Genomic DNA, 25355 nt, shown 5'->3' with positions numbered 1-25355 from the left:
GAGTGAACCCATGAAGTTGCCATTCGCTGGACGCCTTCTCGCTGTTGCCATGCTCGCGGCCGCATCCGCTGCTCTGCCTCTCTCCTCGGCATTCGCCCAAACCGCTGAAAAACCCAAGGTCGCCCTGGTCATGAAGTCCCTGGCCAACGAATTCTTCCTGACCATGGAAGACGGCGCCAAGGCTTATCAGAAGGAACACTCCGCCGATTTCGACCTGATCTCCAACGGGATCAAGGACGAAACCGACACCGCCAACCAGATCCGTATCGTCGAGCAAATGATCGTGTCCAAGGTCGATGCCCTGATCATCGCGCCTGCGGACTCCAAGGCCATGGTGCCGGTGATCAAGAAAGCCGTCGACGCAGGCATCACGGTGATCAACATCGATAACCAGCTCGATCCGACCGTGGTCAAGAGCAAGAACATCAACGTGCCGTTCGTAGGCCCGGACAACCGCAAGGGCGCACGTCTGGTCGGTGAGTACCTGGCCAAGCAGCTCAAGGCCGGTGACGAGGTCGGCATCATCGAAGGTGTGTCCACCACTACCAACGCCCAGGCGCGTACCGCGGGCTTCAAAGATGCGATGGAGGCGGCGCAGATCAAGGTCGTCTCCCTGCAATCCGGCGACTGGGAAATCAACAAAGGCAACCAGGTTGCCGCGTCGATGCTCAGCGAATACCCGAACATCAAGGCACTGCTGGCTGGTAACGACAGCATGGCGGTCGGCGCGGTATCGGCCGTGCGCGCGGCGGGCAAGGCGGGCAAGGTGCAAGTGGTCGGTTACGACAACATCAATGCCATCAAGCCAATGCTCAAGGACGGTCGTGTCCTGGCGACTGCCGACCAGTTCGCCGCCAAGCAGGCTGTGTTCGGTATCGAGACGGCGCTGAAGATCCTCAAGGGTGAAAAAGTCGACAGCGGTACCAACGGCGTTATCGAAACTCCGGTCGAGCTGGTGACCAAGTAGTTATCCTGGCGACACAACGGTGCTCGCCCATCCGGGCGAGCGCATGGAGAGTTTTGTTATGTCCGTTTGCGACCCGAACGCTGTCCTTTCTGTCAGCGGCATCGGCAAGACCTATGCCCAACCGGTACTGACTGGCATCGACCTGACGTTGATGCGTGGTGAAGTGCTGGCACTGACCGGCGAAAATGGTGCCGGTAAAAGCACCTTGTCCAAGATCATCGGCGGGCTGGTGACGCCGACGACCGGACACATGCAATTTCAAGGTCAGGATTATCGTCCCGGCAGCCGTACCCAGGCTGAAGAGCTGGGCGTGCGCATGGTGATGCAGGAACTCAACCTGTTGCCGACCCTTTCCGTGGCCGAGAACCTGTTTCTCGACAACTTGCCCAGCGTCGGTGGCTGGATCAGCCGCAAGCAATTGCGCAAGGCGGCCATCGAGGCCATGGCCCAGGTCGGGCTCGATGCAATCGATCCCGACACGTTGGTCGGCGAGCTGGGGATCGGTCATCAGCAGATGGTCGAGATCGCTCGCAATCTGATCGGCGATTGCCATGTGCTGATTCTCGATGAGCCGACCGCCATGTTGACGGCCCGGGAAGTCGAGATGCTCTTCGAACAGATCACTCGCTTGCAGGCTCGCGGCGTGTCGATCATCTACATTTCCCATCGCCTCGAAGAACTGGCGCGGGTCGCCCAGCGCATTGCTGTATTGCGTGATGGCAACCTGGTCTGCGTCGAGCCGATGGCCAACTACGACAGCGAGCAACTGGTGACCCTGATGGTTGGCCGGGAGCTGGGTGAGCATATTGACCTTGGCCCGCGCCAGATCGGCGCGCCAGCGCTGACCGTCAAAGGCCTGACCCGTGCCGACAAGGTCCGCGACGTGTCCTTCGAAGTGCGCAGTGGCGAGATCTTCGGCATCTCCGGCCTGATCGGGGCAGGGCGGACCGAACTGTTGCGGCTGATCTTCGGTGCCGATACCGCCGACAGCGGCACGGTGGCGCTGGGCTCGCCGGCCCAGGTGGTGAGCATTCGCTCCCCGTCCGATGCGGTGGCCCATGGCATTGCGCTGATCACCGAAGACCGCAAGGGGGAAGGCCTGCTGTTGACCCAATCCATCGCCGCCAACATTGCCCTGGGCAACATGCCGGAGATTTCCAGCGCTGGCCTGGTCAATGGCAGCGCCGAACTGGCCTTGGCGCTGCGGCAGGTCAATGCCATGCGCATCCGCAGTTCCAGCCCGACCCAGTTGGTGTCCGAGCTGTCGGGCGGCAACCAGCAGAAAGTCGTGATCGGTCGCTGGCTCGAGCGCGACTGCGCGGTCATGCTGTTCGACGAGCCGACCCGGGGCATCGACGTCGGCGCCAAATTCGACATTTATGCGTTGCTCGGCGAGTTGACTCGCCAGGGCAAGGCGTTGGTCGTGGTGTCCAGCGACCTGCGCGAGCTGATGTTGATCTGTGACCGGATCGGCGTGTTGTCCGCCGGGCGCCTGATCGACACCTTCGAGCGCGACAGCTGGACCCAGGATGACTTGCTTGCCGCCGCATTCGCCGGCTACCAGAAACGTGATGCGTTGCTCAACGAAGCAGCGCCTAGGGATCTTTCATGAAAACCGCATCTGCCGTCGGCAAATCGAGTGGCAATTTCTATGGCCTGGGGACGTACCTGGGTCTGGCTGGCGCGCTGCTGGCCATGGTCGCGCTGTTCTCGGCCCTGAGCAGCCATTTTTTGTCCTATGACACCTTCAGCACCTTGGCCAACCAGATTCCGGATCTGATGGTGTTGGCGGTCGGCATGACCTTCATCCTGATCATCGGCGGCATCGATCTGTCGGTGGGCTCGGTGCTGGCGCTGGCGGCATCGACGGTCAGCGTGGCCGTGCTCGGCTGGGGCTGGAGCGTCTGGCCATCGGCGTTGCTCGGCATGGCCGTGGCGGCACTGGCAGGGACAGTCACCGGTTCGATTACCGTGGCGTGGCGGATTCCATCGTTCATCGTCTCCCTCGGCGTGCTGGAGATGGCCCGGGGCCTGGCGTACCAGATGACTGGCTCGCGTACCGCCTACATCGGCGACTCGTTCGCCTGGTTGTCCAACCCCATCGCCTTTGGCATTTCACCTTCGTTCATCATCGCCTTGCTGGTGATCTTCATTGCCCAGGCGGTGCTGACCCGTACGGTGTTCGGTCGCTACCTGATCGGCATCGGCACCAATGAAGAGGCCGTGCGCCTGGCCGGTATCAATCCAAAGCCCTACAAGATCCTGGTGTTCAGCCTGATGGGCTTGCTGGCCGGCGTGGCCGCGTTGTTCCAGATTTCGCGCCTGGAGGCGGCGGATCCGAACGCTGGCTCAGGTCTGGAACTGCAGGTCATCGCTGCGGTGGTCATTGGCGGCACCAGCCTGATGGGTGGGCGTGGTTCGGTCATCAGCACCTTCTTTGGCGTGCTGATCATCTCGGTGCTGGCGGCGGGCCTGGCGCAGATCGGCGCCACTGAACCGACCAAGCGCATCATTACCGGCGCGGTGATCGTGGTGGCGGTCGTGCTCGATACCTATCGCAGCCAGCGCGCCAGTCGACGGGGCTGAACCATGGCGACGATCAAGGATGTAGCAGCGCTCGCGGGGATTTCCTACACCACCGTGTCCCACGTGGTGAACAAGACGCGGCCGGTCAGCGAAGAGGTGCGGCTCAAGGTCGAGGCGGCCATCGAGCGCCTGGACTACGTGCCCAGCGCCGTGGCCCGGTCGCTCAAGGCCAAGACCACGGCGACCATCGGCCTGTTGGTGCCCAACGCCCTCAACCCATACTTTGCCGAGTTGGCCCGGGGTATCGAGGATTACTGTGAGCGCAACGGCTATTGCGTGATCCTGTGTAACTCCGACGATAACGCGGACAAGCAACGCAGCTACCTGCGGGTGCTGCTGGAAAAGCGCATCGACGGGTTGATCTTCGCGTCCGCCGGCGGCGATGTTGGCCTGGCCGAGGGCCTGGCCAACGTGCGCACGCCCATGGTGATTGTCGACCGCGGGCTCGATGGCGTCGACGCCGACCTGGTGCGCATCGACCATGAATACGGCGCTTACCTGGCGACCCGGCACCTGTTGGAGCTGGGGCACCGCGACATCGCCTTCATCGGTGGCCCGGCCGATACCAGCGTGGCGCAAATGCGCCTGGCCGGTTACTGCCGGGCGCTGAAAGAGGCCGGAATCGAACTGCCCGTCGAGCGTATGCTCGAGAGCGATTTCACCAGTACCGGCGGCTACCGAGCCGCCGCGCAACTGCTGGAGCAGCAGCCGCCGAGCGCGATTTTTGCGGCCAACGACATGATCGGCATCGGTGTGCTGCGCGCCGCCGCTGAACGCAACGTGCGCGTGCCCAGCGAGCTGTCGGTCATCGGTTTCGATGACATTCAGATGAGCCGATATGTCTACCCGGCGTTGACCACGGTAGGGCAGTCGATCCTGCAACTTGGCGAGATGGCGGCCGAAGTGCTGCTGCGACGAATTGCGACGCCAGGCCTTGCCACCGACCAGCGGATCGTGACGCCGAGTATTGTCTTGCGAGAGTCGACTGCGCCGCTGTCCGGCACATTCGCCCAATACCGCTGAACCGAATTGATGAGTAGTGATGTATGCCAGCAAAAGTAGTGGTAATAGGCAGCCTGAACATGGACCTGGTGACCCGGGCGCCGCGTCTGCCGCGTGGTGGTGAAACACTGATTGGCGAGTCGTTCTCCACCATCCCGGGCGGCAAGGGCGCCAACCAGGCGGTGGCCGCCGCGCGCTTGGGCGCGAAGGTGTCGATGGTCGGTTGTGTGGGCAGCGATGCCTACGGCGAGCAATTGCGTGGCGGGCTGTTGGCCGAGGGTATCGACTGCCAGGCGGTCAGTGTGGAGGAGGGTGCCAGCGGCGTGGCGCTGATCATCGTCGACGACAACAGCCAGAACGCGATCGTTATCGTCGCCGGTGCCAACGGTGCGCTCACCCCTGAAGTCCTGGGCGGTGTCGATGAAGTACTGCAAAGCGCCGATGTCATCATCTGCCAGCTCGAAGTGCCGGATGCCACCGTTGGCCATGCCCTCAAGCGCGGTCGTGAGCTGGGCAAGATCGTCATCCTCAACCCGGCGCCGGCCTCCCACACATTGCCGGTCGATTGGTACGCCTGCGTCGATTACCTGATTCCCAATGAAAGCGAAGCCGCAGTCTTGAGCGGACTTTCGGTGGATTCCCTGGAAACCGCCGAAGCCGCCGCAGCGCATCTGATCGCCGCCGGGGCTGGCAAGGTGATCGTGACGCTGGGCGCCCAGGGTCTGATGTTCGCCAACGGCACAAGTTTCGAACACTTCCCGGCCCCGCGGGTCAAGGCGGTGGACACCACGGCGGCCGGCGACACTTTTGTCGGCGGCTTCGCGGCAGCCTTGGCCAGTGGCAAAAGCGAGGTCGATGCGATTCGTTTCGGCCAGGTCGCCGCGGCGCTGTCGGTCACCCGCGCTGGCGCGCAGCCTTCAATCCCCACGTTGCTGGAAGTACAGGCCTTCAAATCATGAAAAAGACGCCGTTGTTGAATGTGGCACTGTCGCGACTGATCGCTTCCCTCGGCCATGGCGACAAAGTGGTCATCGGTGATGCCGGGCTACCGGTACCGCCCCAGGTCGAATTGATCGACCTGGCCCTGACCCATGGCATCCCGGATTTTGTCAGCACCTTGAAAGTGGTGCTCAGCGAAATGCAGGTAGAAAGCCATGTCCTGGCCGAGGAAATCCTCGATAAGCAACCGTCGGCCTTGACGACCCTGGAAGCGCTGCATGCCGAAGGCGCGTTGGGCGAGCGGGAACTGGTCAGTCATGAACAGTTCAAGGTCATCAGCCGACAAGCTCGGGCGATCATTCGCACAGGCGAGTGTTCTCCATACTGCAACATCGTGCTGATCGCTGGAGTCACGTTCTAACCTGTCAACCCTGCACAAGGAGTGCGCCATGCACCGCTATGCTCAGAAAATGCATCAACTGTTCCGGAGTCTGCTGCTTTTGTCATTGATCACCGCTACAAGCGCCCAGGCGGCGGAAAAGATCGACCTGATCATCGACACCGACCCGGGGGCCGATGACGTGGTAGCGCTGCTGTTCGCCCTGGCGTCCCCTGAAGAGCTCCATATCCGCGCGCTGACCACCGTCGCCGGCAATGTTCGCCTGGACAAGACCTCCCGCAATGCTCGCCTGGCGCGAGAGTGGGCGGGGCGCGAAGACGTGCCGGTGTATGCCGGGGCGCCGAAACCGCTGATGCGCACGCCGATCTACGCGGAAAACATCCATGGCAAGGAAGGCCTGTCGGGTGTCACCGTCCACGAGCCGAAGAAAGGCCTGGCCGAGGGCAATGCCGTCAATTACCTGATCGACACGCTCAAGGCCGCCAAGCCCCACAGCATCACCATTGCCATGCTCGGCCCGCAGACCAACCTGGCCTTGGCGCTGGTCCAGGAGCCGGACATTGTCCAGGGCATCAAGGAAGTGGTGATCATGGGCGGCGCGCACTTCAACGGCGGCAATATCACGCCGGTGGCTGAATTCAATCTGTTCGCCGACCCACAGGCGGCCGAGATCGTCGCAAAAAGCGGCCTGAAGCTGACGTATCTGCCGTTGGACGTGACCCACAAGATTCTCACCAGCGAAGCGCGCCTGAAGCAGATCGCCGCAGTGAACAACAACGCCAGCAAACTGGTGGGCGATATCCTTAACGAGTACGTCAAGGGCGACATGGAGCACTACGGCATGACCGGTGGGCCGGTGCACGACGCGACGGTGATTGCCTACCTGCTCAAGCCGCAATTGTTTACCGGCCGTTCGGTCAACCTCGTGGTGGACAGTCGTGAAGGCCCGACTTTCGGGCAGACCATCGTCGACTGGTACGACGGCTTGAAGGCGCCCAAGAATGCCTTCTGGGTGGAGAACGGTGATGCCCAGGGCTTCTTCGATCTGCTGACCGAGCGCCTGGCGCGCCTCAAGTAACCTGTCTCGCGGCGGGCCCGCAGGCCATGGCCTGCGGGTGCCCGAGCTTCACTCAACCGTTTCGGTGATGTTCGGGTATCGCTCGAACGCCTGCTGGATGAATTTCTGCGCGGCCGCCGTTCCCAGCTCCTTGACCAACAGGTCGATACCAATAATTGCCAGCTCTTCCGCGGTACTGGGGCTGTAGGAGCTGTGTCCCTCTGACCATTTGGCATTGATGGTGACTTCGATGCTGACGGTGCTCATGGTGGGGCTCGCGAGTTGGGAGGTCTGTAGGCTGAGTTAACCATTTTTGCAGCGGGTTTGGCACTGCGACTTAGGCATCGGGTGAGGGCTGTGCGACACTTGTTTTTTGACTTCTGAAGGAGCCCTGCCGTGCAGATCGATTTGAACGCGCCTGACGGGTTGACCCTTGAGTCGGTTCGTCAGTTGCTGGCTTCTGCCAGTGATGACGAGCACACCCAATTGCGCGTGACCAAGGGGGGAATCGCTTATCTGTCTTCGGGCGTTGTGGGGGGCGTCGACATCGATGGCTTGCTGTTTCGGCTTGAGACGTGGGCCAAAGGTTCAGGCTATGTCGGACGGGTCGCTGCCAGCGACGAGGTCTGGGTCATGCAGATCTACAACGCACTGAAAGACAACTGGCCAAACCCACCCTTCGATTACATTGACGTTTACTGAACGTTGTTCATATTCAGTCACGATTCATGTCTGACCAGGGCGACTGGGGTCAGGCAAACTGCCGGTTTTCCGGATGAGGGGAGGCTGATGGCCATGGTCTTGAAACCAAGTACCGTTTGGGCTGTCGCACGCTCTCTGTTTATTTATTGAAAAAGGAGGCTTCATGCCTTGGAAGCTCGCGTCATTGAGTACTTTGCTGGCCGCCGTGGTTTTGAGTGGTTGCAGCAGCACCTCTGAGTCGACCCCCGATCCCGTGGCGGCCGAGACCGGTCACAGCCGCTGCGAAGCAAAGGCTGCCGAGTTCGCCATTGGCAAGCAGGCCTCGCCGCAATTGCTGGAGCAAGCCCGTGCCCGCGCCGGCGCGCAGAACGCGCGTATTCTCAAGCCCAACGACATGGTCACGCTTGAGTACCGCTCCGATCGCCTGAACCTCAATACCGACGCCAACCTGGTGGTCAACCGGGTGAACTGCGGCTGATTGGCGGCTTTCAATCGCCCATAAAAAACCCCGTCACATGGACGGGGTTTTTTTAGTGCGCCGAGAAATTACTCTGGGCGAACCTGTGCAGCTTGCATACCCTTTTGGCCTTTCTCAGCCACGAAGGAAACGGTCTGGCCTTCTTTCAGGCTTTTGAAACCGTCGCTTTCGATAGCTTTGAAGTGTACGAACAGGTCGTCACCGCCACCTTGAGGAGTGATGAAGCCGAAGCCTTTTTCATCGTTGAACCATTTAACGGTGCCGGTTTGGCGATTAGACATGGTGTATCTCCAAGAAACATATATTTTCAGTGTACTGTGCTGCTCAGGCCAACTGGGCACACCCGGGTATCATAGTCGAAATGTTCGATTTGGGAGCCCCCCGGACGCGCTGTTTGCCAATCAGTCGTGTTTACTTTACTGCCTATGCCCGCTGAAAGGCCCGGTTTTAAAGGCTTTCAGCCGAAAGTAAAGACGATAAAAAAAGCTGTAAAACCTGAATAAATCGTTCGAAAAAGCCTTGAATCAGGGTTTTTCAACCCTGCCGGGCCTGTTCAGGAAGGCTGCTTCCTCATTTTTTCGCCTTGTTATCGGCCTTGCATTTTGCGATCTGCCCCAGGGCTTTTTGCTGCAGTTCCGGTGCGGCCTTGTTATCCATCAAGGCCTGGATGTCCGAGGCCGGGTAGGACTTGATCGCGTCGGCGCCACAGGCGCAATGAGCCTTGGCTGCAGCCGCGCCGATCTGGGGTGTTGCGGCCTCCGTGCATTGGGCCATGTATTTCTCGCGCTCGCCTTTGGGCCAGTCGGCATGGGCGGTCAGTGGAAGCAGCAGGGCAAGGGGGGCGACTACTGCAAACAACGTATTGAGACGCATGCGAAGATGCTCCTTTCGGGTCGATGTCTTGATATCTGAGGCGTTGCGCTCGGTTCAGTTCAGCACTCTGGCATAAAAACCCGGATTTACGCCTGTTTCAATTCCTGCACGGCGATGACCGTTCATCTGTGCTAGCATGCCGGGCTCGGGTATTTCCAGGCTGTGGACGGCTCGTCCCAGTGGCAAATGTTCGAAATAACCCTGATTTGAATCCCAGTCACTCTGGTTCGGTTTTCCCGGTTGGCCGCAAGGCTCCTGCCGCTGTAAGGCAGGCGTTCGTCATTGAATGGCCTGGACTGGATCTTGTACTGGCTCATCCCAACCCACGTGACCTTTGGTAGGGGTCACCACTAGGAGAGGAGGCGCCATGCCAACTATTACTCTTCCCGACGGCAGTCAACGTTCATTCGACCACCCGGTTTCCGTAGCCGAGGTCGCCGCATCCATCGGCGCGGGCCTGGCCAAGGCCACCCTGGCCGGCAAGGTCAACGGCAAGCTGGTCGACGCCAGTGACGTCATCGACAGCGACGCCACGCTGCAAATCATCACGCCAAAGGATGAAGAGGGGCTGGAGATCATTCGCCACTCTTGTGCGCACCTGGTCGGCCATGCGGTCAAGCAGCTGTACCCGAGCGCGAAGATGGTCATCGGGCCAGTCATCGATGAAGGCTTCTATTACGACATCGCCTTCGAGCGGCCTTTCACGCCGGACGACATGGCCGCCATCGAACAGCGCATGCAGCAGCTGATCGAGAAAGATTACGACGTCATCAAGAAAGTCACCCCGCGCGCCGAAGTCATCGAAGTGTTCAAGGCCCGTGGCGAGGATTACAAGCTGCGTCTGGTGGAAGACATGCCGGACGAACAGGCCATGGGCCTGTACTACCACGAAGAATACGTCGACATGTGCCGTGGTCCGCACGTGCCGAACACGCGTTTCCTGAAATCCTTCAAGCTGACCAAGCTGTCCGGCGCCTACTGGCGTGGCGATGCGAAGAACGAACAGTTGCAGCGCGTCTATGGCACCGCCTGGGCGGACAAGAAGCAACTGGCGGCTTACATCCAGCGTATTGAAGAAGCCGAGAAGCGCGATCACCGCAAGATCGGCAAGCGCCTGGGCCTGTTCCATACCCAGGAAGAGTCCCCGGGCATGGTGTTCTGGCACCCGAACGGCTGGACGATGTACCAGGTGCTCGAGCAGTACATGCGCCAGGTCCAGCGTGAAAACGGCTACCTGGAGATCAAGACGCCGCAAGTGGTTGACCGTAGCCTGTGGGAGAAATCCGGGCATTGGGCCAACTACGCCGACAACATGTTCACCACCCAGTCGGAAAACCGCGACTACGCCATCAAGCCGATGAACTGCCCATGCCACGTGCAGGTGTTCAACCAGGGCTTGAAGAGCTACCGCGAGCTGCCGATGCGCCTGGCCGAGTTCGGTGCCTGCCACCGTAACGAGCCGTCCGGTGCGCTGCACGGCATCATGCGCGTGCGTGCGTTCACCCAGGACGATGCGCACATCTTCTGTACTGAAGAGCAGATGCAGGCCGAATCCGCCGCCTTCATCAAGCTGACCATGGACGTCTACCGGGACTTCGGCTTCACCGAAGTCGAGATGAAGCTGTCCACTCGTCCGGAAAAACGCGTTGGCTCCGACGAATTGTGGGATCGCGCCGAAGCGGCCCTGGCCGCCGCCCTCGATAGCGCGGGCCTTGCGTATGACCTGCAACCGGGTGAGGGGGCTTTCTACGGCCCCAAGATCGAGTTCTCGCTGAAAGATTGCCTTGGTCGCGTGTGGCAGTGTGGTACCCTGCAGCTCGATTTTAACCTGCCGATCCGTCTGGGCGCCGAATACGTGTCCGAAGACAACAGCCGCAAGCACCCGGTCATGCTTCACCGCGCGATCCTCGGTTCGTTCGAGCGCTTCGTCGGGATTCTGATCGAACACTACGAGGGCGCGTTCCCCGCGTGGTTGGCGCCGACCCAGGCAGTGATCATGAATATCACTGATAAACAGGCAGATTTTGCCGCCGAGGTCGAAAAAACTCTCAACCAAAGCGGATTTCGTGCCAAGTCCGACTTGAGAAATGAAAAGATCGGCTTTAAAATCCGCGAGCATACTTTGCTCAAGGTTCCCTTTCTCTTGGTTATTGGAGATCGGGAGGTCGAGATGCAGACTGTCGCTGTGCGTACTCGTGAAGGTGCTGACCTGGGCTCGATGCCCGTCGCCGAATTCGCTGAGTTTCTCGCGCAAGCGGTTTCCCGGCGTGGTCGCCCAGATTTGGAGTAATTATTATTAAGCGTGAAATGAGACAAGATAAACGAGCTGCACCGAAAGCCCCGATCAACGAGAATATCTCGGCACGCGAGGTTCGGTTAATTGGCGCTGACGGCGAGCAGATTGGCATCGTCTCGATTGATGAAGCGCTTCGTATTGCTGAAGAAGCCAAGCTTGATCTGGTAGAAATTTCCGCAGACGCAGTCCCGCCGGTTTGCCGGGTGATGGACTACGGCAAGTCTATCTTCGAAAAGAAGAAGCAGATTGCCGCGGCGAAGAAAAACCAGAAGCAGATTCAGGTAAAAGAAATCAAGTTTCGTCCAGGGACGGAGGAAGGGGATTACCAGGTAAAACTGCGCAACCTGGTACGTTTCCTGAGTGACGGGGACAGGGCCAAGGTATCCTTGCGATTCCGCGGCCGTGAGATGGCCCACCAGGAGCTGGGGATGGAACTCCTCAAGCGGGTTGAACAAGACCTGCTCGAGTACGGTTCGGTCGAACAGCATCCTAAGATGGAAGGACGCCAGCTGATCATGGTCATCGCCCCGAAAAAGAAGAAGTAATCACCAGGGCACGGCAGGCCTTGCGATTATGTTTATCAACTGAATGCGGAGTATCCGAACATGCCAAAGATGAAGACCAAAAGTGGTGCTGCTAAGCGGTTTCTGAAAACTGCTAACGGTATCAAGCACAAGCACGCTTTCAAGAGCCACATCCTGACCAAAATGTCGACCAAGCGTAAGCGTCAACTGCGCGGTAGCAGCTTGCTGCATCCGTCTGACGTGGCAAAAGTCGAGCGCATGCTGCGCCTTCGTTAATTTTTGGATCAAGAATAGAGGAAGTAACTCATGGCTCGTGTAAAGCGTGGCGTCATTGCCCGTAAGCGTCACAAAAAAATTCTGAAACTTGCTAAAGGCTACTACGGCGCGCGTTCCCGCGTATTCCGTGTTGCCAAGCAAGCGGTAATCAAGGCAGGCCAATACGCCTACCGTGACCGTCGTCAGAAAAAACGTCAGTTCCGCGCTCTGTGGATCGCTCGTATCAATGCTGGTGCTCGTGTTAACGGTCTGTCCTACAGCCGTTTCATCGCTGGCCTGAAAAAAGCGTCCATCGAGATCGACCGTAAGGTTCTGGCTGATCTGGCAGTGAACGAAAAAGCGGCGTTTGCTGCGATTGTCGAGAAAGCTAAAGCCACCTTGGCTTAAGTACCCCCGGCAGTCACCGGGGTCCGCATCTGTGGGCCTTGGTGTCAAACGTCATAAATAGGGGAAGAGCCTTAAAGCTCTTCCCCTATTTCGTATCTGGAGTCTGTACATGGAAAACCTGGACGCGCTGGTCGCTCAAGCACTAGAGGCTGTGCAAAGCGCTGAAGATATCAATGCCCTGGAGCAAATCCGGGTTCTGTACCTTGGCAAGAAGGGCGAGTTGACCCAGGTGATGAAGACCCTGGGGAACCTGCCGGCCGAAGAGCGTCCGCAGGTCGGTGCGCTGATCAACGTTGCCAAGGAGCGTGTCACAGAGGTCCTCAATGCGCGCAAGGCGTTGTTCGAGGAGGCGGACCTGGCTGCCAAGCTCGCCGCCGAGTCCATCGACGTGACCCTGCCTGGCCGTGGCCAGACTTCCGGTGGCTTGCATCCGGTGACCCGGACCCTGGAACGCATCGAGCAGTTCTTCACCCACATCGGCTACGGCATTGCCGAAGGCCCTGAGGTCGAAGACGACTACCACAACTTCGAAGCGCTCAACATCCCAGGCCATCACCCGGCCCGGTCGATGCATGACACCTTCTATTTCAATGCGAACATGCTGTTGCGCACCCATACCTCGCCGGTACAGGTCCGCACCATGGAATCGCAGCAGCCGCCGATCCGCATCGTCTGCCCAGGCCGTGTGTATCGCAGCGACTCCGATATCACCCACTCGCCGATGTTCCACCAGGTCGAAGGCCTGCTGGTTGATCGCGACATCAATTTCGCCGACCTGAAAGGCACTATCGAAGAGTTCCTGCGGGTGTTCTTCGAAAAAGAACTGGCGGTGCGGTTCCGCCCTTCGTACTTCCCGTTCACCGAGCCATCGGCTGAAGTCGACATGGAATGCGTGATGTGCAGCGGTAAAGGCTGCCGCGTCTGCAAACAGACGGGCTGGCTGGAAGTCATGGGCTGCGGCATGGTTCACCCGAACGTGCTGCGTATGTCCGGGATCGATCCGGAAGAATTCTCTGGCTTTGCTTTCGGCATGGGCGTCGAGCGCCTGGCCATGCTGCGTTACGGTGTGAATGATTTGCGCCTGTTCTTCGACAACGACTTGCGGTTCCTTGCGCAATTTCGCTAGGTCGCAACCCGTAACGAATCTATTAGGAGAGCAGGATGAAATTCAGTGAACAATGGCTGCGCGGCTGGGTAAGCCCGCAGGTAAGCCGGGACGAGCTGGTTGCTCGCCTGTCGATGGCCGGCCTCGAGGTCGATAGCGTGACCCCCGCCGCCGGTGAGTTCAGCGGTGTGGTCGTGGGCGAGGTGCTGGGCACCGAGCAGCACCCGGACGCTGACAAACTGCGGGTTTGCCAGGTCAGCAATGGCGCGGAAACCTTCCAGGTCGTCTGCGGTGCGCCCAATGTGCGCCCGGGCCTGAAGATCCCATTCGCCATGATCGGCGCCGAACTGCCGGGCGACTTCAAGATCAAGAAAGCCAAGCTGCGTGGCGTCGAGTCCAATGGCATGTTGTGCTCCCAGGCCGAGCTGCAGATTGGCGAAGGCAACGATGGCCTCATGGAGCTTCCGGCTGATGCGCCGGTGGGTCAGGACATCCGTGAATACCTGGGCCTGGACGATGCGAGCATCGAGGTCGACCTGACCCCGAACCGCGGCGATTGCCTGTCCCTGGCCGGCCTGGCCCGTGAAGTTGGCGCGCTGTATGCCGCTCCGGTGACGCGCCCTGTGGTGGCGAGCGTGCCGGCTGTGCACGATGAAGTGCGTTCGGTTGAAGTGCTGGCGCCAGCGGCGTGCCCGCGTTACCTGGGCCGTGTGATCCGTAATGTCGACCTGTCCAAGCCGACGCCGCTGTGGATGGTCGAGCGCCTGCGTCGCGCCGATGTGCGCAGCATCGACGCTGCCGTCGACATCACCAACTATGTGATGCTGGAACTGGGTCAACCGCTGCATGCGTTCGACCTCGCCGAAATCAACGGTGGCATCCGCGTACGCATGGCCGAAGAGGGTGAGAAGCTGGTGCTGCTCGATGGCCAGGAAGTGACCCTGCGCAGCGACACCCTGGTGATTGCCGATCATTCCCGCGCCCTGGCGATTGCCGGCGTGATGGGCGGCGAGCACAGTGGTGTGTCCGCCACGACCCGCGACGTATTCCTGGAAAGCGCGTTCTTCGACCAGATTGCTGTCGCTGGCAAGGCTCGCTCCTATGGCCTGCACACCGACGCCTCGCACCGTTACGAGCGGGGCGTGGACTGGCAACTGGCCCGTGAAGCCATGGAGCGTGCCACTGGCCTGCTGCTGGAGATCACCGGTGGCGAAGCCGGCCCGATCATCGAGACTGTCAGCGAACAGCACCTGCCCAAGATTGCACCGGTCACCCTGCGTGCCCAACGCATCACCCAAATGCTGGGCATGGAGATGGACCTGGCTGAAGTCGAGCGCCTGCTCAGTGCCCTGGGCCTGAACATCAGCGCTGATGGGGCAGGGCAGTGGCGCGTCGAAGTGCCAAGCCATCGCTTCGATATCAGCCTGGAAGTCGACCTGATCGAAGAACTGGCTCGCCTGTACGGCTACAACCGCCTGCCGGTTCGCTACCCGCAAGCGCGCCTGGCCCCACAGGCCAAGGCTGAGGCCCGTAGCAACCTGCCGGAGCTGCGCCGTTTGCTGGTGGCCCGTGGATATCAGGAAGCGATCACCTACAGCTTCATCGATCCACGCCAGTTCGAACTGTTCAACCCGGGTGTCGAGCCGCTGTTGCTGGCCAACCCGATCTCCAACGACATGGCCGCCATGCGCTCGTCCCTGTGGCCGGGCCTGGTCAAGTCGCTCCAGCATAACCTGAACCGCCAGCAGGATCGCGTGCGTCTGTTCGAAAGCGGCCTGCGTTTTGTCGGTCAACTGGAAGGCTTGAAGCAAGAGCCGATGCTGGCCGGTGTTGTCTGCGGCAGCCGCTTGCCGGAAGGCTGGGCGCAAGGCCGTGATGTCGTCGATTTCTTCGACGTCAAGGCTGATGTCGAAGCGGTGCTGGGTTTTGCCGGTGCGCTCGACGCGTTCACGTTCGTGCCTGGCAAGCACCCGGCGTTGCACCCGGGGCAGACCGCGCGCATCGAGCGCGAAGGGCGTGAAGTCGGTTATGTGGGGGCAATTCACCCTGAACTGTCGAAAACCCTGGGGCTTGATCGTCCAGTGTTTGTCTTCGAGCTGGTCCTGGCCGAAGTGGCACAGGGGAAAATGCCGAAATTCCAGGAGTTATCGCGCTTTCCTGAAGTGCGGCGTGACCTGGCGTTGCTGGCTGATCGCGACGTTGCCTCCAGCGCCGTACTGGACGTAATCCGTGAAAATGCAGGCGAATGGCTCACGGACCTCAGGCTATTTGACGTGTATCAGGGTAAAGGTATTGATCCGCATAGAAAAAGCCTTGCAGTCGGCTTGACCTGGCAGCATCCATCGCGCACTCTTAATGACGATGAGGTGAATACCGCAACGCAGAACATCCTCACCTCGCTCGAAACCAGGTTGAACGCCACGTTAAGGAAGTGACGTATGGGGGCTCTGACGAAAGCTGAGATGGCGGAACGTCTGTATGAGGAGTTGGGCCTGAATAAACGGGAGGCCAAAGAATTGGTCGAACTGTTTTTCGAAGAAATCAGGCACGCTCTGGAAGACAACGAGCAGGTCAAATTGTCCGGTTTCGGCAATTTCGACCTTCGGGACAAACGCCAGCGGCCTGGCCGCAATCCGAAAACGGGAGAAGAAATCCCGATCACGGCTCGCCGTGTGGTCACCTTTCGTCCAGGGCAGAAGTTGAAGGCCCGAGTTGAGGCTTATGCTGGAACCAAGTCATAACGACGAACTACCCGTCATCCCGGGCAAACGCTACTTCACCATTGGTGAAGTCAGCGAGCTGTGTGCGGTAAAACCGCACGTGCTGCGCTATTGGGAGCAGGAGTTTCCTCAACTCAACCCGGTCAAGCGCCGCGGAAACCGCCGGTATTATCAGCGACAAGACGTGCTGATGATCCGGCAGATCCGCGCGCTGCTCTATGACCAGGGGTTCACCATCGGCGGCGCACGCCTGCGCCTCTCTGGTGATGAAGCCAAAGACGATACAACCCAGTACAAACAAATGATCCGCCAGATGATCGCTGAGCTTGAAGATGTGCTGGTGGTGCTCAAGAAATAAATTTCTGCTTTTAAATCTTCCAGTTTTCAAAAGCTTGCGATATATTCCTGAGCGTTCCGTTGAGAAGTGGGACAAGATTCACGCCTAGTCGGGGCGTAGCGCAGTCCGGTAGCGCACTAGCATGGGGTGCTAGGGGTCGAGTGTTCGAATCACTCCGTCCCGACCATATTTTTCAAAGGGTTGCGAGATTTATCTCGCGACCCTTTTTTATTTTTGGTCGTTTTTACCCCCACAAAACCACCGGCTCTGGGTGGAATCCTCACGGCTTACGCGTCGGCGGGCGCAGGCTTTGGCGCTCACGCGTGGTCTCTTTACCAATGTGGTTTGGTCTTTATCTTCAGGTCCTGATGTTTTTGAGTGTTTAAGACTATTTTCTTGCTTATTGAGAACTACTGTTGCCGCTGACCGAAAACTGACCCAGTAGAGGCTGTTCTGCCGACTGAAAACTGACCCAGGTGTTCAACTGCTTCTGCTCACTTTTCGAGCAGGAGAACACAGGGTGATCAGCATGGAAATGTTGGGAAAAATCCGGCGGATGTACTTCCGCGACAAGCTCTCGCTGCACCAGATAGCCAAGCGTACCGGGCTGTCGAGAAACACCATCCGAAAATGGGTCAGAGCGCCCGAAGCCAATCAGCCGGCGTACCAGCGGTGCGCGACCTTCAACAAACTCAGCCCATTCCACGATACGCTGGAACAGGTGCTGAAAGCCGATTTGTTCCGGGCAAAGCACAATCACAGAAGCGCCAAAGCACTTTTCGAGCAGATCAAGGCCGAGGGTTATGACGGCGGCTACAGCCAGCTCACGGCGTTTGTACGCTCGTGGCGAGCTGAGCAAGGCAAGTCCTTACGCGCTTTTGTACCGCTGACGTTTGCGCTCGGTGAAGCCTTTCAATTTGACTGGGGAGCGAAGAAGGGCTGCTCATCGGTGGCCTGTTTCGACGCATCCAGTCTCCCACATGAAGCTTTGCGCCAGTCGCGCATTCTGGTTGGTTGCGTACCCTAGCCAAGGTCACGAGATGCTGTTCGATGCCTGCGGATTCCACGGCCATCCGGCCACCTATTCCATGAACATCCGGCCACTGATTCCACGGTGATCCGGCCACCCGTTCCACGCTCATCCAGCCACCCTTAAGGCAGGCAGCAACGCAGGATTAATTCACTACCATCGACCTCTTTTATCGAAGCAGAGAGGTCGTCGTGGAGCGGTTATCCATGCGTAAGATTCGAGAAGTGCTACGTCTCAAATTCGAGGTCGGCCTATCTGCCCGCCAGGTCGCTGTCAGCTTGCAAGTGGGTCGAGCCAGCGTCGGTGAGTACCTCAATCGCTTTGCTGCCAGCGGCCTGACCTGGCCCTCTGCGCTGACTGACGCCGAGTTGCAACGGCATTTTTTTCCGCCGCCGCCCGCCGTTCCCAGTGATCAACGTCCGATACCTGACTGGGCATGGGTACATGCCGAGTTTGCGCCGTCCCGGCGTCACCTTGGCTCTGCTATGGCAGGAATATCGACTCGGCCACCCACAAGGCTTCCAGTACAACTGGTTCTACGAGCACTACCGCCTCTGGGCCGCCAAGGTCGACGTGGTCATGCGTCAGGAACATCGTGCCGGCGAAAAGCTGTTCGTCGATTACGCCGGCCAGACTGCTCCGATCATCGACAGGAGCACCGGCGAGATCCGTCAGGCTCAGATATTCGTCGCTGTGCTGGGCGCATCCAGCTACCCCTTCGCCGAAGCCACCTGGTCGCAAAAGCTGCCTGACTGGCTGGGCTCACACGCCCGCTGCTTTGCTTTTTTTGGCGGAACGGCGCAGATTCTGGTGCCCGACAATCTGCGCAGCGGCGTCACCAAGGCGCATCGCTACGAGCCCGACATCAACCCCAGTTACCGCGATTTGGCTGAGCATTACGGCGTGGCCGTGCTGCCTGCCAGATCCCGTAAGCCTCGGGACAAAGCCAAGATCGAAGTCGGCGTGCAAGTGGTCGAGCGCTGGATCCTGGCGGCGCTACGCAACCGCCAGTTTTTCTCGCTCTGCGAGCTCAACACGGCCATCGGACTGCTGATGGAACGGCTCAATCAGAAGCCCTTCAAGAAACTGCCCGGCTCGCGCCGCTCAACCTTTTTCTGCCCAAGCGGTCGTCATGCCTTCGCGTACTTCGTAGCCGAGGCTGGCCAAGCCTTCAGGCACGGCTTCGCGGCGGGCGAGGGCGCCTGGTCCAGCACGTGGGATTTCAATTCAGGAAACGCCACCCAACTGGCGAGAAGCTATGAGCGTTGACCATTAATCTCGTGTAGAAAAAACGAATTTCATCATCGCCGTTCATACCGCTTATGCGACCGTTGGTCGAAATCGATTCGGGTGGTACGGCTTGTTTTGCAACGGACGTCATGATTTTTTACAACAAGAGTCGATAAAAATATATCTATAATCAACGACTTAAGACGCAAGAAGGTAGCGGCGGCAATTTGGATAACAAACCAGGACCTTATTGGCTTGTTCGTAGATCGAGAAAGGTGCATAGCTCGATTGATGGCTATTTGATATTATTCAATTGCAACCTCACTACGAGGTTTGCATGACCCTGTCGAGCTCCGGGAAACCGTGATAATGCAGTGATGATATACATCTCATCTGCGATTAAAACTTATTATTTTTCGAAAGTTAGCTTCTCCCGCGAAATGACTGTGACCACGCACTACAGCGCGTTTTGAAAGCGATGCTTATGAGGGTCTGAAGATAATTTAAACGCTCCGATGGATGGCTGTTGCATTTCAGAAATCTCGTATAGGCGAACCGTATCGTTGCGCGTTATAACGCGTCACTATTTGGTATATAACAAATTGTTCTGCCATGAATAATGGTCACGAAGTTTTCGTAACGTATTGGCATGGTTGGAAAAATTGGTTGCGTGACTTACGCTTCGCCCTTGAGCTAAATATGTTTGGTCTTGCCTAAGGAAACAAGGAATAAAGTTTCCGTTTATCAAGCCGAGCTAATGGATTGATGGTTTAAGTCGATCATTTCTTGGATGAGCAATGAATCTCATTAACACAGTACACCAATGTGTATTACTTATGGGTTGTGTATCGAGCCCTTTAGCGTTTGCTTTTGACAGTTCTTCTTTGGAGCATGCAGATCTGCTTGGTGTTTATCAGTCTGCATTTAAAAATGACACACAACTGGCTGCTGCACGCCATGCCTACTTGGCTCAGCGCGAAGCAGTCCCTCAAGCTCGTTCTGGCCTGCTGCCTAATCTCACGGCCGGTGCAACCTCAGAAACCGTGCGCCTGGAGCGCGACGATCCCTCTCTCAGTCGCGAGCGTAGCGGGACCACCTTTCGCGCCAACCTAAGTCAGCCGCTTTTTCGGGTCGATCGCTGGTTCCAGTTAAAGGCGGCAGAGTCCAGCGTTGCCCAAGCGGAGTTGGAGCTTTCGGTTAAGGTCCAGACATTGGCGTTGACCGCCGCTGAAGCCTACTTCGAGACACTGCGTCAGCTTGATGCTTTGGCTGCTGTCCAGGCTGAAGAAGCCGCTTTGCTCCATCAGCGTGACCAGGCGCAGGGTCGGCTGGAAGATGGCGCATCAAGCATCACCGACGTGTACGACGCACAAGCTGCCTACGACAACGTGCAGGCGAATCGACAAATCGTGCAGCGAAAGGTCGATGATGCGTATGAAGCTTTGGGTCGGTTGACCAATCAATCCTACAGAACCATTTCGGGAATGGGCCATCAACTGCCCGTTGAATCCCCCATCCCCAATGAGGCGCAGTCGTGGGTCGACACAGCGGTTCGGCAGAATCTGCAACTGCAAGCCAGTGAGCAGGCTGAGCAAGCAGCAGACCAGACCCTTAAGCAGCAGAAAGCAGGCCACTTACCAACAATCGATGCAGTGGCCTCGTACCGTAAGGGCGACAACGACAGTTTCGGTTATAGCAACCCTACCGATTTCGGCCGTAATGGCTATCGCGACAATGTTGCGCAAGGCTCAATCGGTATTGAGCTGAACATACCAATCTATTCTGGCGGAATGACCAACTCCAAAGTGAAGGAGTCTGTCGAGCGGCTTCTGCAGAGTCAGGATGAGAAGGAAGATCGGCGTCGAGAGATCGTATTGAACACCCGTAATGCATTCAGAGGTGTCAATACAGATATCGCGCAAATTGCTTCGCGCCGCCAAGGCATCGTCTCTGCTCGAAAATCAGTCGAGGCCAATCAAGTGGGTCTCGATATTGGCTCACGTAATATCGCGGACGTGCTCACTGCGCAAAGGCAGCTTTATGCAGTGGTGCGCGACTATAACAACGCACGTTACGACTACATCATCGACAATCTTAAACTGAAGCAGGCCGCCGGAACCTTAAGCGTCGACGATCTCAAGTCCTTATCCATCTATTTAAAACAAGATTATGTGCCGGAGCGAGATTTTCTCCCTCCGGGGGTTTGAATGGGTTTGGCTTAATCTCCAAAACTCAAGGCAGACATGTTCAATATTCAGAACATGCTTTTATTAATCATGGTCTTCCGCCATGTCTGAAGTGCGGGCTGTAACCTGCACAAGGAATTCTGTAACTGTAATGATTGAAACCGAAGCGGGCGACGCAACGCCTGAAAATGCGCCCCCATTTGACACCGGCTTGGCGGCTCTCGTAATGCTGGCTCGGTTTCATCAAGTCGCGGCTTCCGCCGAGCAACTCGCCCATGAGTTCGGGAGTATCGATCATCCGTTTGGTCATGCGGACATGCTGTTGGCGGCACGTAAGCTCGGCCTCAAAGCCAAGATGGCGAATACCTCGGCCAATCGCCTTCATCGCACGCCGCTGCCGGCCATCGCCAGCGATGTGAATGGGGGATTTTTCATCATTGCGCGCCTGGATCAAGGCAACGTTCTGATTCACAACCCGGCCGTGCAGCGGCCCGAAGTGATCACCCTTGAAGCGCTTCAATCACGCTGGACGGGTCAGTTGATGCTGATTCGCTCAGAGGCGAATACGCCTGGTGAGTCCTCTCGGTTTGACTTCACCTGGTTCATTCCTGCCATTGTCAAATACCGAAAGCTGCTTGGCGAGATCATGCTGGTTTCGTTTGTGCTGCAGATATTCTCGCTGGTGACGCCGCTCTTCTTTCAAGTGGTGATGGACAAGGTCCTGGTGCACCACGGTTTGACCACGCTGGACGTGATTGCGGTGGGCCTGGCTGTGGTCATGCTGTTCGAGTCGGGGCTGACGGGGTTGCGCAGCTACGTCTTTGCTCACACGGCCAGCCGTATCGATGTGGAGTTGGGCTCCAAGTTATTCCGACACTTGATCACGCTGCCGCTCGCCTACTTCCAAGCGCGGCGAGTGGGGGACTCGGTAGCCCGGGTCCGGGAGCTGGAGAACATTCGCAGCTTCCTCACCGGCAACGCGATCACCCTGATTCTCGACGTATTGTTTTCCGTCGTGTTCCTGGCGGTGATGTTCTATTACAGCGGTTGGCTGACCCTCATCGTTCTGGCGTCATTGCCGCTCTATATTCTGGTGTCGGTGCTGATCACCCCGATACTACGTTCACGGCTGAACGACAGCTTCGCTAGGGGCGCAGAGAACCAAGCCTTTCTAGTCGAGACCGTCAACGGTATCGACACCCTCAAATCCATGGCTGTCGAACCTCAGGCCATCCGCAAATGGGACAACCAGCTGGCCGGTTACGTGGCGGCCGGTTTCAGAACCCAGACGCTGTCCACCATCGCGAACGAAAGCGTGTCACTGATTGGCAAGTTGGTCACTGTGGCAACCTTGTGGGTAGGTGCTCGGTTGGTCATCGACGGTCAGTTGTCGGTAGGCCAACTCATCGCCTTCAACATGTTGGCTGGCCGGGTGGCGCAGCCGATCATGCGTCTGGCGCAGTTGTGGACCAACTTCCAGCAGACTGGTGTTTCCGTGCAGCGCCTGGGCGACATTCTCAACACTCGCACCGAGATGGCTCAAGCGACGCGCAGTTCGATGCCGCCGATTCGCGGTCACATTGAATTCGACCAAGTGCATTTTCGCTACCGTCCTGATGGGGCAGAGATTCTGCGCGGCGTGAGCCTTCGCATTGAGGCGGGGCAAGTGATCGGTGTCGTCGGACGTTCGGGTTCGGGCAAAAGTACGTTGACCCGTCTGCTTCAAAGGCTGCATGTCCCGGAGCGTGGACGTGTATTGGTGGATGGCATGGACCTGGCGTTGGCAGACGTTTCCTCTTTGCGCCGGCAAATCGGCGTGGTGCTGCAGGACAACATGCTGTTCGCTCGCAGCATCCGCGAAAACATTGCCCTGGCCGATCCCGGTGTGCCACTTGAAAAGGTGATCCAAGTAGCCAAGCTCGCAGGTGCCCACGAGTTCATCTTGGAGCTTACCGAAGGCTATGACACCGTGGTGGGTGAACACGGTGCATCGTTGTCCGGAGGTCAGCGGCAACGGGTTGCCATTGCTCGCGCTTTGATGGGCAACCCCAGGATTTTGATCTTCGATGAAGCGACCAGTGCGCTCGACTATGAATCGGAGCGGGTTGTGCAGCAAAACATGAAGGATATCTGCAAGGGCCGCACGGTCATCATCATTGCCCACCGGCTTTCAGCCGTACGGGACGCCAATCGCATTGTCGTGGTTGATCGCGGTCAGATTGTCGAGCAGGGCAGTCATGCCGAACTCCTAACTCAGCAGGCTGGACATTACTCACGTCTGTATCGTTTGCAGCAAGGAGCCAGCAATGTCTAACGCTGAGTCGGCAGGTTTGTTGCGACGGTATCGGCATGTCTTGCGTGAGTCTTGGAAGGCCCGCCGGAGTATGGATGCCCCGAAGCGCCTGGCCCATGAAATACAGTTTTTGCCGGCCTCTCTTGAGTTACAGGAGCGCCCAACTCATCCGGCGCCTCGGGTGTTCATGTGGTCGATCATGGTGTTTGCTGCACTTGCGCTGGTCTGGGCCTGTGTTGGCAAGATCGATGTCGTGGCGACCGCCACTGGCAAGATCATTCCCAGCGGCAAAAGTAAGGTCATCCAGTCCAGCGAAACGGCAGTAGTCAAGGCTATCCATGTGCACGACGGCCAGACGGTGAAAGCCGGGCAGTTGCTGTTGGAACTGGACTCTACTGCCGCTGAGGCTGATGTGGGGCGGGTGCAAAGCGATCTGTTGGCTGCCCGCATCGACAGTGCTCGGGCAAGCGCGATGCTCGATGCCATCGATCAACAGCGAGCGCCACGGGCTTTGAATGGTTCGATTCCAGGCGCGGATCCTGAGCACGTGTTGGCTGCGGAGCGCTGGCTGCAAGGCCAATACCAGGAGTACCGCAGCAGCCTGGAAACTGTTGAAGCCGAAATAGCCCAACGCCAAGCCGACATACAGTCAGCACGGGGTCAGGTTGCCAGCCTGCAGAAGACCCTGCCTATCGTCGCCAAGCTGGCGGATGACTATCAGCACTTGCTGGAGAAACAGTACATCGCCCGACATGCCTACCTGGAAAAGGAGCAGGCGCGGCTGGACATTGAGCGGCAGTTGAGCGTCCAACAAGCCGGTTTATTGCAGTCTTCAGCGGCGCGGCAGGAGGCTGAGCGCAGGAGGGCTGGCGTGGTCGCGCAAACCCGACGGTCTATGCTGGATTTATTACAGCAAGCGGATCAGAAGGTGGCGTCTTTGAAGCAGGATTTTGCCAAGGCTGAGTATCAAGACGGGCTAACCACACTGGAAGCGCCAGTGGATGGAACGGTGCAGCAGTTAAATGTGCATACGGTTGGCGGAGTCGTGACGCCGGCGCAGCCACTTTTGACGATCGTGCCTACAGGTCAGCCGGTTGAGGTCGAGGCAGTTTTTGAGAATAAGGATGTTGGGTTTGTTCATCCTGGGCAAGCCGTAACGGTGAAAGTAGAGACATTTACGTTTACTAAATACGGCTCGGTTGCTGGTGAAGTATTAAGTATTTCGGATGATGCCGTAGAGGACGAAAAACGCGGCTTGATATACAACGGCAAGATTCGCTTGGAGTCCGATCATCTAAGTGTGAAAGGTCAGGATATTAAGTTGCTGCCTGGCATGGCGGTGACTGCAGAAGTAAAAACAGATCGACGCAGAGTCATTGAGTATTTTTTAAGCCCATTACAAGTCGCAGTGACTGAAAGCTTGCGAGAGCGGTGAGGGGGAGAAGTATGGAGGCGAAGCGCTATGTAAATAGAAATATTCTGTTGGTTTTTCTAGGAGGAGCTATAGCCGTGATGCCATTCGAGAGTAGCTCGTTAGCGGTTGCGATGGACGTTAACGAGAAGTGTTGTGATTACGACAGGGTTAGGCTGCATTAATTGCACGAGTTGCTGAGCGTCCAACGGAGAAGATTGATGTTTGAAAAATACCCTGATCAGGCTAAAGAGCGCCGGCACACACTGCTTGCAGGAAGTGGCACTATTGTTGTCGGTGCTTTGTTTTTTTTGGCGGGAGGGAAATTAATTAGTTTGGCGTTTCTCTTGCCGGGACTTGCATTTGTTCTCGTGGCCATTTTTTGTAGTCATGCAGGGTTCGAAACTGCGAAGCGGATTGGGAAGTTTTTCGAATGGTTTGCATAGTGGTTTAAGTGGGGCGAGCTTATATATTTAAGTTGCCATCGCTTGAAATGAGATGGGCGAGCTCAGTTGTATAAAAAATTATAATCGTTATTAGTGCTGGTTTCTAAAAA

The 25355-nt window shown here is 57.8% G+C and carries 24 protein-coding genes, 1 tRNA gene and 3 pseudogenes; 24 read left to right on the top strand and 4 right to left on the bottom strand.

All coding sequences use genetic code 11. The annotated features are described in order from the left end of the window. Positions 1-10 precede the first annotated feature (10 nt). From PBDP_RS19540 to PBDP_RS19510, 7 genes are read left to right on the top strand one after another with little or no spacing between them, the layout of a single operon-like run. Positions 11-967 (top strand): sugar ABC transporter substrate-binding protein, encoded by a 957-nt coding sequence (locus PBDP_RS19540; protein ID WP_116832930.1) that lies wholly within the window; start codon positions 11-13, stop codon positions 965-967. Between the two features lie 58 nt (positions 968-1025). Beyond that, positions 1026-2579 carry a sugar ABC transporter ATP-binding protein gene (locus PBDP_RS19535; protein ID WP_116832929.1) on the top strand — a complete coding sequence of 518 codons (1554 nt, stop codon included), beginning with the start codon at positions 1026-1028 and terminating at the stop codon, positions 2577-2579. After that, entirely contained in the window at positions 2576-3553 is a 978-nt protein-coding gene (locus tag PBDP_RS19530) for an ABC transporter permease (RefSeq protein WP_013693780.1), read from the top strand. The genes PBDP_RS19535 and PBDP_RS19530 overlap by 4 nt, the downstream gene beginning before the upstream one ends. A 3-nt stretch (positions 3554-3556) precedes the next feature. Beyond that, positions 3557-4576 (top strand): LacI family DNA-binding transcriptional regulator, encoded by a 1020-nt coding sequence (locus tag PBDP_RS19525; protein WP_109754688.1) that lies wholly within the window; start codon positions 3557-3559, stop codon positions 4574-4576. Positions 4577-4599: 23 nt separating this feature from the next. Continuing rightward, positions 4600-5514 carry a ribokinase gene (rbsK, locus tag PBDP_RS19520; RefSeq protein ID WP_163857832.1) on the top strand — a complete coding sequence of 305 codons (915 nt, stop codon included), beginning with the start codon at positions 4600-4602 and terminating at the stop codon, positions 5512-5514. Beyond that, positions 5511-5915, top strand: a complete 405-nt coding sequence (gene rbsD, locus PBDP_RS19515; protein WP_116832927.1) for a D-ribose pyranase — start codon at positions 5511-5513, stop codon at positions 5913-5915. The genes rbsK and rbsD overlap by 4 nt, the downstream gene beginning before the upstream one ends. 28 nt (positions 5916-5943) lie before the next feature. Further along, complete coding sequence (locus PBDP_RS19510; protein WP_116832926.1) at positions 5944-6972, top strand: nucleoside hydrolase; 1029 nt, start codon at positions 5944-5946, stop codon at positions 6970-6972. A 48-nt stretch (positions 6973-7020) separates the two neighbouring features. Here PBDP_RS19510 and PBDP_RS19505 read toward each other — a convergent pair whose 3' ends face one another. Then, entirely contained in the window at positions 7021-7218 is a 198-nt protein-coding gene (locus tag PBDP_RS19505) for a hypothetical protein (RefSeq protein WP_109754692.1), read from the bottom strand. Between the two features lie 129 nt (positions 7219-7347). Here PBDP_RS19505 and PBDP_RS19500 point away from each other — a divergent pair, with 129 nt between their 5' ends. Together PBDP_RS19500 and PBDP_RS19495 are read left to right on the top strand one after the other, a co-directional pair. Further along, the gene (locus PBDP_RS19500) at positions 7348-7653 is read left to right on the top strand and encodes a hypothetical protein (RefSeq protein WP_109754693.1); all 306 of its coding nucleotides are present in this window, start codon (positions 7348-7350) and stop codon (positions 7651-7653) included. A 163-nt stretch (positions 7654-7816) separates the two neighbouring features. After that, complete coding sequence (locus tag PBDP_RS19495) at positions 7817-8131, top strand: I78 family peptidase inhibitor (RefSeq protein WP_176689429.1); 315 nt, start codon at positions 7817-7819, stop codon at positions 8129-8131. 68 nt (positions 8132-8199) lie between these two features. Here the strand turns inward: PBDP_RS19495 and PBDP_RS19490 are convergent, their stop codons facing one another. Continuing rightward, complete coding sequence (locus tag PBDP_RS19490; RefSeq protein WP_003179963.1) at positions 8200-8412, bottom strand: cold-shock protein; 213 nt, start codon at positions 8410-8412, stop codon at positions 8200-8202. A 289-nt stretch (positions 8413-8701) separates the two neighbouring features. Continuing rightward, positions 8702-9004, bottom strand: a complete 303-nt coding sequence (locus PBDP_RS19485; protein WP_109754695.1) for a hypothetical protein — start codon at positions 9002-9004, stop codon at positions 8702-8704. Between the two features lie 367 nt (positions 9005-9371). Here PBDP_RS19485 and thrS point away from each other — a divergent pair, with 367 nt between their 5' ends. The 11 genes and pseudogenes from thrS to istA all read left to right on the top strand — a co-directional run. Continuing rightward, positions 9372-11294, top strand: a complete 1923-nt coding sequence (gene thrS / locus PBDP_RS19480) for a threonine--tRNA ligase (RefSeq protein WP_109754696.1) — start codon at positions 9372-9374, stop codon at positions 11292-11294. Continuing rightward, entirely contained in the window at positions 11294-11845 is a 552-nt protein-coding gene (gene infC / locus PBDP_RS19475) for a translation initiation factor IF-3 (protein ID WP_169432615.1), read from the top strand. Before thrS ends, infC begins: the two co-directional genes overlap by 1 nt. Positions 11846-11905: 60 nt before the next feature. Beyond that, entirely contained in the window at positions 11906-12100 is a 195-nt protein-coding gene (rpmI, locus tag PBDP_RS19470; protein WP_002553160.1) for a 50S ribosomal protein L35, read from the top strand. Between the two features lie 30 nt (positions 12101-12130). After that, the gene (gene rplT / locus PBDP_RS19465) at positions 12131-12487 is read left to right on the top strand and encodes a 50S ribosomal protein L20 (protein WP_002553161.1); all 357 of its coding nucleotides are present in this window, start codon (positions 12131-12133) and stop codon (positions 12485-12487) included. Between the two features lie 109 nt (positions 12488-12596). After that, positions 12597-13613: a phenylalanine--tRNA ligase subunit alpha gene (gene pheS, locus PBDP_RS19460; RefSeq protein ID WP_025212923.1), complete on the top strand. Its 1017-nt coding sequence runs from the start codon at positions 12597-12599 to the stop codon at positions 13611-13613. 35 nt (positions 13614-13648) lie between these two features. Next, positions 13649-16027: a phenylalanine--tRNA ligase subunit beta gene (gene pheT / locus PBDP_RS19455; protein WP_212801195.1), complete on the top strand. Its 2379-nt coding sequence runs from the start codon at positions 13649-13651 to the stop codon at positions 16025-16027. Between the two features lie 3 nt (positions 16028-16030). Continuing rightward, the gene (ihfA, locus tag PBDP_RS19450; protein WP_002553164.1) at positions 16031-16333 is read left to right on the top strand and encodes an integration host factor subunit alpha; all 303 of its coding nucleotides are present in this window, start codon (positions 16031-16033) and stop codon (positions 16331-16333) included. Then, positions 16314-16670 (top strand): MerR family transcriptional regulator, encoded by a 357-nt coding sequence (locus PBDP_RS19445; protein WP_003179985.1) that lies wholly within the window; start codon positions 16314-16316, stop codon positions 16668-16670. Before ihfA ends, PBDP_RS19445 begins: the two co-directional genes overlap by 20 nt. 89 nt (positions 16671-16759) lie before the next feature. Then, a tRNA-Pro gene (locus PBDP_RS19440) sits at positions 16760-16836 on the top strand. A 342-nt stretch (positions 16837-17178) separates the two neighbouring features. Then, positions 17179-17704, top strand: a pseudogene (locus PBDP_RS19435) (IS21 family transposase); the annotation flags it as partial. 181 nt (positions 17705-17885) lie between these two features. Next, positions 17886-18792: pseudogene (gene istA, locus PBDP_RS19430) on the top strand (IS21 family transposase); the annotation flags it as partial. Here istA and PBDP_RS29990 read toward each other — a convergent pair. Then, positions 18787-18879: pseudogene (locus tag PBDP_RS29990) on the bottom strand (hypothetical protein); the annotation flags it as partial. The pseudogenes istA and PBDP_RS29990 overlap by 6 nt on opposite strands. 866 nt (positions 18880-19745) lie before the next feature. Between PBDP_RS29990 and PBDP_RS19425 the strand changes: the two are divergent. The 4 genes from PBDP_RS19425 (at position 19746) to PBDP_RS19410 (ending at position 25245) form a co-directional block, all read left to right on the top strand. Further along, positions 19746-21116, top strand: coding sequence for a TolC family outer membrane protein (locus PBDP_RS19425; protein WP_212802524.1), 1371 nt, complete (start codon positions 19746-19748; stop codon positions 21114-21116). A 130-nt stretch (positions 21117-21246) separates the two neighbouring features. Next, complete coding sequence (locus tag PBDP_RS19420; protein WP_212801194.1) at positions 21247-23409, top strand: type I secretion system permease/ATPase; 2163 nt, start codon at positions 21247-21249, stop codon at positions 23407-23409. Next, positions 23402-24823 carry an HlyD family type I secretion periplasmic adaptor subunit gene (locus PBDP_RS19415; RefSeq protein ID WP_212801193.1) on the top strand — a complete coding sequence of 474 codons (1422 nt, stop codon included), beginning with the start codon at positions 23402-23404 and terminating at the stop codon, positions 24821-24823. Before PBDP_RS19420 ends, PBDP_RS19415 begins: the two co-directional genes overlap by 8 nt. A 197-nt stretch (positions 24824-25020) precedes the next feature. Then, positions 25021-25245, top strand: a complete 225-nt coding sequence (locus PBDP_RS19410) for a hypothetical protein (protein ID WP_212801192.1) — start codon at positions 25021-25023, stop codon at positions 25243-25245. The last annotated feature ends 110 nt before the right edge of the window (positions 25246-25355 follow it).

It is taken from the genome of Pseudomonas sp. St290 (genome assembly GCF_018325805.1).
Taxonomy (GTDB): Bacteria; Pseudomonadota; Gammaproteobacteria; order Pseudomonadales; family Pseudomonadaceae; genus Aquipseudomonas; species Aquipseudomonas bijieensis.
This window is presented reverse-complemented; position numbering and strand designations above follow the sequence as displayed.

Coding starts and splice junctions, on each gene's coding strand:
- PBDP_RS19540 (WP_116832930.1), top strand. CDS start 11: ATGAAGTTGCCATTCGCTGGACGCCTTCTCGCTGTTGCCATGCTCGCG.
- PBDP_RS19535 (WP_116832929.1), top strand. CDS start 1,026: ATGTCCGTTTGCGACCCGAACGCTGTCCTTTCTGTCAGCGGCATCGGC.
- PBDP_RS19530 (WP_013693780.1), top strand. CDS start 2,576: ATGAAAACCGCATCTGCCGTCGGCAAATCGAGTGGCAATTTCTATGGC.
- PBDP_RS19525 (WP_109754688.1), top strand. CDS start 3,557: ATGGCGACGATCAAGGATGTAGCAGCGCTCGCGGGGATTTCCTACACC.
- rbsK (WP_163857832.1), top strand. CDS start 4,600: ATGCCAGCAAAAGTAGTGGTAATAGGCAGCCTGAACATGGACCTGGTG.
- rbsD (WP_116832927.1), top strand. CDS start 5,511: ATGAAAAAGACGCCGTTGTTGAATGTGGCACTGTCGCGACTGATCGCT.
- PBDP_RS19510 (WP_116832926.1), top strand. CDS start 5,944: ATGCACCGCTATGCTCAGAAAATGCATCAACTGTTCCGGAGTCTGCTG.
- PBDP_RS19505 (WP_109754692.1), bottom strand. CDS start 7,218: ATGAGCACCGTCAGCATCGAAGTCACCATCAATGCCAAATGGTCAGAG.
- PBDP_RS19495 (WP_176689429.1), top strand. CDS start 7,817: ATGCCTTGGAAGCTCGCGTCATTGAGTACTTTGCTGGCCGCCGTGGTT.
- PBDP_RS19490 (WP_003179963.1), bottom strand. CDS start 8,412: ATGTCTAATCGCCAAACCGGCACCGTTAAATGGTTCAACGATGAAAAA.
- PBDP_RS19485 (WP_109754695.1), bottom strand. CDS start 9,004: ATGCGTCTCAATACGTTGTTTGCAGTAGTCGCCCCCCTTGCCCTGCTG.
- thrS (WP_109754696.1), top strand. CDS start 9,372: ATGCCAACTATTACTCTTCCCGACGGCAGTCAACGTTCATTCGACCAC.
- rpmI (WP_002553160.1), top strand. CDS start 11,906: ATGCCAAAGATGAAGACCAAAAGTGGTGCTGCTAAGCGGTTTCTGAAA.
- rplT (WP_002553161.1), top strand. CDS start 12,131: ATGGCTCGTGTAAAGCGTGGCGTCATTGCCCGTAAGCGTCACAAAAAA.
- pheS (WP_025212923.1), top strand. CDS start 12,597: ATGGAAAACCTGGACGCGCTGGTCGCTCAAGCACTAGAGGCTGTGCAA.
- pheT (WP_212801195.1), top strand. CDS start 13,649: ATGAAATTCAGTGAACAATGGCTGCGCGGCTGGGTAAGCCCGCAGGTA.
- ihfA (WP_002553164.1), top strand. CDS start 16,031: ATGGGGGCTCTGACGAAAGCTGAGATGGCGGAACGTCTGTATGAGGAG.
- PBDP_RS19445 (WP_003179985.1), top strand. CDS start 16,314: ATGCTGGAACCAAGTCATAACGACGAACTACCCGTCATCCCGGGCAAA.
- PBDP_RS19425 (WP_212802524.1), top strand. CDS start 19,746: ATGGGTTGTGTATCGAGCCCTTTAGCGTTTGCTTTTGACAGTTCTTCT.
- PBDP_RS19420 (WP_212801194.1), top strand. CDS start 21,247: ATGATTGAAACCGAAGCGGGCGACGCAACGCCTGAAAATGCGCCCCCA.
- PBDP_RS19415 (WP_212801193.1), top strand. CDS start 23,402: ATGTCTAACGCTGAGTCGGCAGGTTTGTTGCGACGGTATCGGCATGTC.
- PBDP_RS19410 (WP_212801192.1), top strand. CDS start 25,021: ATGTTTGAAAAATACCCTGATCAGGCTAAAGAGCGCCGGCACACACTG.